General features: G+C 70.8%; 3 protein-coding genes. All 3 read left to right on the forward strand.

Annotated elements, in window-relative coordinates:
• On the forward strand, nt 1–806 hold an 806-nt coding region (locus tag FNH04_RS44585), incomplete at its 5' end, for an NAD(P)/FAD-dependent oxidoreductase (RefSeq protein WP_194237025.1).
• Between the two features lie 161 nt (nt 807–967).
• On the forward strand, nt 968–1,864 hold the full coding sequence (locus tag FNH04_RS44590) for an RNA polymerase sigma-70 factor (RefSeq protein WP_152791934.1): 897 nt from the start codon (nt 968–970) through the stop codon (nt 1,862–1,864).
• Nucleotides 1,865–1,923: 59 nt separating this feature from the next.
• Nucleotides 1,924–2,331, forward strand: coding sequence for a hypothetical protein (locus tag FNH04_RS44595; RefSeq protein ID WP_152791935.1), 408 nt, complete (start codon nt 1,924–1,926; stop codon nt 2,329–2,331).
• The last annotated feature ends 244 nt before the right edge of the window (nt 2,332–2,575 follow it).

A 2,575-nucleotide genomic window follows, 5' to 3' on the forward strand; every position in this document is an offset into this window, starting at 1 on the left:
GGGACAGGCAGGGCGAAGGCGGGAGCGTGCTGGTCGTCGGCGACGGGCTGACCGGCATCGAGACCGCCACCGAGATCGCCGAGTCCCGGCCCGGCCTGTCGGTGACGCTGGTCGCCCGCGGCGAGCTGGGCGCCCCGCTCTCCGCCGCAGCCCGCAGCCACCTGCGCCGGGCCTGCGACCGGCTGGGCATCACCGTCCTGGAGCACACCGAGGTCGAAGCCGTCGAAGCGCAGCGGGTGCTGTGCGCGGACGGCACCGCCCTGGCGTCCGACGCGACCGTGTGGACGGCCGGGTTCGCCGCCAGCCCCATCGCCGCCGCGGGCGGGCTGGAGGTCACCGACAGCGGTCGGATCGTCGTCGATCGCACCATGCGGTCGGTCTCGCACCCGAACGTCTACGCCGTCGGCGACAGCGCCTACGCCATCGGTGACAACGGCCGCCCGCTGCCGATGTCCTGTGCTTCGGCCGGCTACACCGGCATGCAGGCCACGACCGCGATCGTGGCACGCCTGACCGGCCGCACGATCCCGAACACCAGGCTGGACTACCACGGCAACCACATCAGCCTCGGGCGGCGGGACGGGATCCTGCAGATGGTCGACCACGAAGCGCAGGCGAAGCCGAAGTACGTGGGCGGCCGGAAGGCCGCGCGGATCAAGGCGGGCATCCTCACGATGTCGCTGTGGGCCACCTCGCACCCGACCTTCGGCCTGCCCAGGCGCAAGCACCGCCTGGCCGCCGCGCCGGACCTGTCCGCCGAGAAGACGGTCCGCCCCCGGGAGAACGGAGCAGCCGCCCATGGCTGAGAACACCTGTGTCGTCGTGCGCACCGGGCCCAAGGGCGACCACCACTGACAACTGCCCGAGGCCAGGCACGGCGGGGCGTCGGCCATCGCGGGGCGGGCAGCCATGCCGCCTCTGCCGGGCGGGCAGCCTGACCAGGCATCCGAGGGAGAGGGACCGAGAGATGACCGACCACCCCACCGACCTGGCGACCGAAGCGTTCGTCACCCACCGCAACCTGCTGTTCACCGTCGCCTACGAGATGCTCGGATCGGCGGCCGACGCCGAGGACGTCCTCCAGGAGACCTGGCTGCGCTGGGTCAAGGTCGACCTGGGACAGGTGAGCGACCAGCGGGCGTACCTCGTGCGGATCACGACCCGGCAGGCACTCAACCGGCTGCGCACCATGAAGCGCCGCCGCGAGGCGTACGTCGGCCCGTGGCTGCCCGAGCCGCTGCTCACCACGCCGGACGTGGCCGAGGACATCGAACTCGCCGAGAGCATGTCGATGGCGATGATGCTCGTCCTGGAAAGCCTTTCCCCGACCGAGCGGGCGGTGTTCGTGCTGCGCGAGGTCTTCGAGGCCGACTACGACGAGATCGCCGAGGCCGTCGGCAAGACTCCGGCGGCCGTACGGCAGATCGCGCACCGCGCCCGTGGGCACGTCGACGCCCGTCGGCCCCGCCGGACGGCCTCTCCGAGTGAGACACGGGCGGCACTGGAGTCCTTCCAGCGCGCCATCGAGACCGGGAACCCGCAGGACCTCCTCGACGTACTCGCCCCGGATGTCGTTCTGCTCAGCGACGGCGGCGGCGTCAAGCGCGCCGCGCTCAGGCCCGTCCTCGGAGCCGAGAAGATCGTCCGCTTCTACCTCGGCGGCTCCGCCAAGGTCAAGGCCACGATCACCTGGGAGCCCACCGTGGTCAACGGCAGCCCCGCACTCGCCGTACACGTGGGCGGCGAGCTCGACGGCGTCATGGCCGTCCGTGTCGAGAACGCCCGCATCACCGGCCTCTACTTCGTCCGCAACCCCGAGAAGCTGACCCACGTCACCTCCGAGACCCCGCTCACCCTGCGCTGACGCCAACGGCTCGGACAGCACCCGTCCATTGCCGCACACCACAAGAGGGGGACCACACCATGACCGGACAGATGACGGCCGCCGCGCCGCGCGGCCTCACCTTCCTCAGGACCGCGATAGCCCTGCAGACCCTGACCCTCTTCTTCCAGGCGGTCACCGCGGGCATGCTGCTGACCTCGTCCCACGGCTATCTGATGCACGACGTCGGATCGAAGGTGATGTACGCGGCCGCCATGCTGTACGTGCTCGCCGCGATCCTGGCCTGGCGCCCGGGCGGCGGATCGCCCCGCCCCGTCCTGTACGCCACCGGCTTCCTCCTCCTCGCCTCGGCGCAGGTCGCGCTGGGCATCGCCCACGTGCCCTCGTTCCATGTCCCCCTGGGCGTGGTGATGTTCACCCTCAGCACCCTGGCCCTGGTCCGGAAACTGTCCCCGCGCTCGCCGCTGCGCCCGGCTGCCAGGTCATAGCCGGCCGCCAGGTCGTAGCCGTCTGCGAGGTCGTAGACGGCTACGACGTACAGGTCGTCGAACACCTCGACAGCTGCCGGACGGCTTTTAACTGCCCTTCTCCTAACCATTGAAAGAAACCGGGCGAAAGCGCTGTCAGACCTCTCGACAACAACACCCTTCACCCCTGACCCTTCCGATGGACGACAGCGCCTCTCCCCAAGGGCACGCCCTCCCCCGGGCATGCCCTCGCAGGGCGCTGCCC

Origin of the sequence: Streptomyces phyllanthi (genome assembly GCF_009377205.1) — a bacterium.
GTDB lineage: Bacteria > Actinomycetota > Actinomycetes > Streptomycetales > Streptomycetaceae > Streptomyces > Streptomyces phyllanthi.

What these genes read in the sequence shown, in the direction of transcription:
- FNH04_RS44595 (WP_152791935.1), top strand. Translation starts at nt 1,924, where the DNA reads ATGACCGGACAGATGACGGCCGCCGCGCCGCGCGGCCTCACCTTCCTC.
- FNH04_RS44590 (WP_152791934.1), top strand. Translation starts at nt 968, where the DNA reads ATGACCGACCACCCCACCGACCTGGCGACCGAAGCGTTCGTCACCCAC.